Origin of the sequence: Zarconia navalis LEGE 11467 (assembly GCF_015207075.1) — a bacterium.
In the GTDB taxonomy this organism is placed as follows: Bacteria; Cyanobacteriota; Cyanobacteriia; order Cyanobacteriales; family Geitlerinemataceae; genus Zarconia; species Zarconia navalis.
Genome location: NZ_JADEXN010000360.1, coordinates 1 through 5,714, shown reverse-complemented (window position 1 = coordinate 5,714; position 5,714 = coordinate 1). Strand labels below are relative to the sequence as shown.

The window sequence follows — 5,714 nt, the reverse complement described above, 5'->3', positions numbered from 1 at the left end:
ACAAATTTCCGACCCAAACCTAACACGATAAGATTCAAAAGAGCTCGCCAGACACCGCACATCTTCATCGGCAAATTCTTCGAATAGTTCGGAAAATCTGATGTGCCCGATTCGATTCCCATTCGAGTGAGATATTTCTTTACGAGAACCCTTTATGGATAATAACGATATCATCAAACAATTACTCATGTTCGGCATTGGAACCACATCTTTGGTGACGGAGAAACTTCGAGAAGTCAGCGATCGATGGGTTCGAGAAGGAACCATCGACTCCGAACAAGCCACGAATTTTGTGGACGAGCTAATGGGTCAGATCGAATCCGAGCAAGGAAACGTGAGGCATTACGCAGAACAGCAGATTCGCAACATCATGCAAGATTTGGGGGTGTCTCGTCAAAAAGAGGTGGATGAATTGCGCGGTCGGATCGATCGCCTCGAACGGCAAGTACGGGAATTAGAAAATAAGCGCTGGCGCTAAGGCGATAAGTTGATGGTAGGATGAATTCTCATTGCTCGACTCACTTAGGAGGATCGGTTTTGCGAACCATTCTAATCAGTTTGGCGGTTATGGTTGTCTGTGGTGTATTCGTCGTTTTCACGCAGGTTTACGGTCAAAAACAGCCCACAACCGCCACCGAAAATCCATCCATGACTCAAACGATAGCTCCAACGACAGAGGACACCCCGACAGGAAACCTCGCCTCTGCGCCGGCACCATCCACCATCACTTCTGCAGAAGATACCGATAGCGAAATGGAAGAAGTTATTACCACCGATTCCGGTCTTGGATACGTTAAGCTCGTCGAAGGAGATGGCGCAGCTGCCCAAAGCGGTCAAACGGTTTACGTTCACTACACCGGAACCCTCGAAGACGGGACGAAATTTGATAGTTCCCGCGATCGCAACCAGCCCTTTTCCTTCAAACTCGGTGCCGGTCGGGTGATTAAAGGTTGGGATGAAGGCGTGGCGCTGATGAAAGTGGGCGATCGCTTCAAACTGATTATTCCACCCGAATTAGGCTATGGCGCGCGCGGGGCCGGTGGTGTCATTCCCCCCAATGCCACGCTGATTTTTGATGTAGAGCTGCTGAGAATCGCTTAGAACCGCTCTTTACTTTTCCACCTTTTTTAGGTTGGCTCTTTTAAATTGGCTCTTTAGCGATCGCCCGCGATCGCGTCTGCCGCTTTTTCGGCGATCGCAATTGCGGGTGCGTTCGTATTCCCACTGACGATCGCGGGCATTATCGAAGCATCCACCACCCGCAATCCTCGAGTGCCGCGTACTTGCAGTCGATCGTTGACGACCGCGAGGCGATCGTTGCCCATTTTACAAGTCCCCACGGGATGGTACAAGCTTTCGGTAAACGCGCGAATGTACTCGTCAATGTCGCCATCGCTTTGCACCTCGATCCCCGGAAGGAATTCCGCGCCTCGAAATGCATCGAATGCTGAGGCTTGGAGAATTTGGCGGGATAGAGCAATTCCCGATCGCACCACCTGCCAGTCAGCCTCCTCACTCAGGTAGTTTGGCTCGATAATCGGTGCGGCCAACGGGTCGGGGGAGCGCAAGTCGATGTAGCCGCGACTGTGAGGGCGCAACGGTGTCGAACCTAAAGTAAATCCGTACCCTTTAGGTTTGGTAAACCCGTGATTGACAAAATAGGCCGGAGCGAAATGGAGTTGTAAATCCGGTACGGTTAAATTCGATCGCGTCTTCACAAACGCTCCCGCCTCTCCCACGTTAGAGGTGAGAGGCCCTCGTCCCAAGAGAAAGTATTTCAAAGTATTGGCAAGGGTTTTAGCACCCTCGAGAGAAATCGGCTGGGTACATTCGCACACCACCCCCGTCACCGAATGGTCTTGCAAATTTTGTCCCACTCCGGGCAAATCCACCACCACGGGAATTTCGAGCGCCTGCAAGCGATCGCCCGCACCGACTCCAGAAAGCATCAGCAGTTGGGGAGAATTCACCGCCCCCCCGCACAGAATCAATTCCCTTCGGGTGCGGACTCGTTCGGTGGAGCCATCCTCGCGCGCGAATTCCACCCCCACAGCCCATCTTCCATCCCACAGCAGGCGAGTTGCCCGAGCGTCCGTTAGTACCGTCAAATTCGAGCGCTGGCGGCAGGGTTTGAGATAGGCTGTGGCGCTGCTGTGACGGCGACCGCGTTTTTGCGTCACTTGGTAATACCCGACCCCCTCTGGTTCTGGGGTATTGAAATCTTCCGTGTAGGGCAAACCTATCGAGCGAGCGGCGGCAACAAAAGCGTGGGATAAGGGGCTAGTGTAGGGGCGATCGGTCACATTGAGCGGCCCGCCCGTTCCATGGTAGACCGATCCGCCCCGCTCTTGATGTTCGGCTTTTTTAAAGTAGGGGAGCAAGTTGGAAAAACCCCAGCCTGAGTTGCCCAATTCCTGCCAGCGATCGTAGTCCCAGCGATGTCCTCGAATGTAAATACTGGCATTGAGAGAACTGCTACCGCCGAGAACCTTGCCCCGAGGCCAGTAAAGCGAGCGATCGTGTAATTTCGACTGCGGTTCGGTTTGATACGCCCAGTCGCAGTGGGTGCGGAACAGTTGAGAAAATGCCGCTGGAATCTGAATTTCCAGTCGGAGATCGCGCGAACCGGCTTCGAGCAATAAAACGGTTGTTTGTGGGTTTTCCGTCAGACGGTTGGCCAGCACGCAGCCCGCAGATCCGCCGCCAACAACGATGTAGTCGTAGGTGGGATTTAACATTATAAGGACGCAGATGGGGGAGATGGCACAAACGGAAGAATTTTCAGAAGTTTAATCTCTCGAAGCGTTCTTCTACGAGTCTGTGAAAAAGCAGTTTATGGGTTATTTTCTTTAGACTCCGTGTATTTTTCTCCTGATTCCAAGAGTCTTCTATTTTTTCAATTTCGCTATTTTAACCTAACTCTGTCAACAATAATCGCTCCTACGAACCCGAGATTACCCGAATCAGCCTTTAATTCCCGTAATCTTGCAAGCCGAGCGATCGTAGAATTGGGTAGGGTAATTTCTAGTTGCAAGAAGTTGCCCTACCTGTTAGATAGACTGTAAAACGATCGAGGGTCGCACTCACCACCGTCTGGCTACATCCATCTTTGAAAACCGAGTGCAGGGAGACGAAAGCCTAGTTTAAAGTCTATAATTATAGAAGTGGGCTATGCTCGAAATTATTTGTACTATTAAGAACCACCACCTCCTGAGTGGCTGATTATGAAACAAACCAAGGCTAATGTGGCAAATCAAAAACAATTGTTATTGGTTGATGACGATCCCAACTTAATTTTACTCGTTAAAGATTATCTAGAATTTCGCGGCTACGAAGTATTAACTGCTGGTAATGGTATTGAGGCAATCGATAAGTTGAAAGAAGGGAAAATTCCCCATTTGATTATTTGCGATGTCATGATGCCAGAAATGGATGGTTATACCTTTGTCAAGCAAATTCGAGATGATTCGACAATCAACTGGATTCCAGTCATCTTCCTTTCGGCAAAAGGCCAAAGCAAAGATCGAATCAAGGGACTGGGTATTGGTGGCGATGTTTATATGGTGAAGCCTTTCGAGCCAGAGGAACTTGTAGCACAAGTAGAGGCGACCCTCAAATACGCCTCTCGCAGACCCAAGCCTACAGGTGTAGACAACGCACCTCAACTCCCGGTAAGGGCGAATGTAGAGTTAACACCCACCGAGCAAAAGGTTGTCAATTGGGTGGCTCGGGGAATGGCCAACCGAGAGATCGCGCGAGAAATGAATGTGAGCCAGCGCACCATTGAAAGCCACGTTTCTAATATGCTCGCCAAAACGGGTTTACACAATCGGACGGAATTAGCTCGCTGGGCGATCGAAACCAACATTGCCTAAACGATATTGCCTAACTCATATAGCGAACGCACTTTCGAGCGCATCGAGCTTAGCTTGTCGGCGTGCGAGTTCTTCTGGGGTGCGAGGAACTCTGCTGCCTGGCTCGAACGATCTAGATGCGACTTGTTATCTATTGTGACTTGCTTTATTTTTGCCGATGGCTTCATCCAAAATCAAGCTGCTCTATCGGTTGCACTCGATGAGTTTTTTTCGAGTTTAGAACCCAACATTTATTAATAGATATAAGGGTATAAAATTATATGGTGACTTCACTAAGCCGTCTGTCTATTTTTGTGGACGGTAATAATATGTTCTACGCGCAGCAAAAAAATGGGTGGTTTTTCGACCCCAGGCGCGTTCTCGAATATTTTAGGACGGAACAAAGCGAAACGATGTTGGTCAATGCTTTCTGGTATACCGGACTCAAAGACCACCAAGACCAGCGAGGATTTCGCGATGCTCTGATCAGTTTGGGATACACCGTCCGCACCAAAATTCTCAAAGAATATTACGATGATAGTTCGGGTCGATATTCTCAAAAAGCTAATTTAGATATCGAAATTGTCATCGATATGTTTAATACTGTCGAGCAGTACAATCGTGTAATTCTGTTCAGTGGTGATGGAGATTTCGAGCGAGCGATCGAACTGTTGAGATCGAAGAACACCCACATCACCGTAGTTTCTACCGAAGGTATGATTGCCCGAGAACTCCGCAATGTGACCGATCGATATATCGACCTAAATTTAATCCGTAACAAAATTGAAAAAGTTGAATTTTAAATTCGGAATTTAAAATCTAAACTAGACTTACAAACAGGGGTCGAATTCATCTTGTTTGAAAAGAACAAAAGTCTTAAAGGGAGCCTTCTTTTTTATTGAAAAAGGCTCTTTTTTAGGTGGATAGATCGGTTACTCAAAATCTCTGATTTTACGGTGCTGGAATCTTCATCACCACAATAAATTGAAATCGATCGCATTCCTTTTCATGGATTAAATGTTTTGCAAGCCGTTGGCGAAGGAAAATTAAACCCAACCTCCAGACTATCTACTTTTTGAAGACTGCCAATGCAGCACTCTCGACACAGCTATCTCGGTTGAAATGGATTCACAGTATAGCCGATCGTTTTCTGAAGATCGAGTATCGCAGATTCGCTCCCGAAGTTAACTGGATCTATTAGACTAGGGGAATCTCAAATTCGGTGAGTCTAGAGTAAAGACACCCCACACAATCGTTTACCATTCTCGATCGATTTCGAGAAACAGACCCCAAAATCACAGACGAAGGAGAACAAACTCATGACACAGAACACCTCCGATCGAATTATTATTTTCGATACCACCTTGCGCGATGGCGAACAGTCGCCGGGAGCAACCCTCAACGTCGATGAAAAGCTCACCATCGCCCGCCAACTCGCACGACTGGGGGTGGATATCATCGAAGCCGGATTCCCCTATGCCAGTCCGGGGGATTTTGAAGCGGTGTCAAAAATTGCCCAGGCGGTGGGAACCGAGAATGGGCCGACAATTTGCGGTTTAGCCCGTGCCTCCAAAAAAGATATCGAAGCCGCAGGCAAAGCCTTACAAGATGCCGCGCGAGGTCGCATTCATACCTTTATCGCCACCTCGGATATCCACCTCGAATACAAACTTCGCAAAACCAGAGCAGAAGTTTTAGCGATCGTGCCAGAAATGGTTGCTTATGCCAAAACCTTCGTTGATGATGTCGAATTTTCCCCGGAAGATGCGGGACGCTCCGATCCGGAATTTTTGTATCGAGTTCTCGAAGCGGCGATCGCGGCTGGAGCCACCACCGTCAATATTCCCGATACCGTAGGAT

The 5,714-nt window shown here is 48.6% G+C and carries 6 protein-coding genes; 5 read left to right on the top strand and 1 reads right to left on the bottom strand.

What is annotated here, in order from left to right; genetic code table 11:
* Nucleotides 1–154: 154 nt before the first annotated feature.
* Both IQ235_RS17000 and IQ235_RS16995 read left to right on the top strand, forming a co-directional pair.
* On the top strand, nt 155–478 hold the full coding sequence (locus tag IQ235_RS17000) for a phasin family protein (protein WP_264322617.1): 324 nt from the start codon (nt 155–157) through the stop codon (nt 476–478).
* A gap of 59 nt (nt 479–537) precedes the next feature.
* Nucleotides 538–1,101 (top strand): FKBP-type peptidyl-prolyl cis-trans isomerase, encoded by a 564-nt coding sequence (locus IQ235_RS16995; protein ID WP_264322616.1) that lies wholly within the window; start codon nt 538–540, stop codon nt 1,099–1,101.
* Between the two features lie 53 nt (nt 1,102–1,154).
* Here IQ235_RS16995 and IQ235_RS16990 read toward each other — a convergent pair whose 3' ends face one another.
* The gene (locus IQ235_RS16990) at nt 1,155–2,738 is read right to left on the bottom strand and encodes a GMC family oxidoreductase (protein ID WP_264322615.1); all 1,584 of its coding nucleotides are present in this window, start codon (nt 2,736–2,738) and stop codon (nt 1,155–1,157) included.
* A gap of 486 nt (nt 2,739–3,224) precedes the next feature.
* Here IQ235_RS16990 and IQ235_RS16985 point away from each other — a divergent pair, with 486 nt between their 5' ends.
* The 3 genes from IQ235_RS16985 to IQ235_RS16975 all read left to right on the top strand — a co-directional run.
* Nucleotides 3,225–3,875 carry a response regulator transcription factor gene (locus IQ235_RS16985; protein ID WP_264322614.1) on the top strand — a complete coding sequence of 217 codons (651 nt, stop codon included), beginning with the start codon at nt 3,225–3,227 and terminating at the stop codon, nt 3,873–3,875.
* 260 nt (nt 3,876–4,135) lie between these two features.
* Nucleotides 4,136–4,657 (top strand): LabA-like NYN domain-containing protein, encoded by a 522-nt coding sequence (locus IQ235_RS16980; RefSeq protein WP_264322613.1) that lies wholly within the window; start codon nt 4,136–4,138, stop codon nt 4,655–4,657.
* 516 nt (nt 4,658–5,173) lie between these two features.
* A partial coding sequence (locus IQ235_RS16975) for a hydroxymethylglutaryl-CoA lyase-like TIM-barrel protein (RefSeq protein WP_502652923.1) occupies nt 5,174–5,714 on the top strand: 541 nt, incomplete at its 3' end.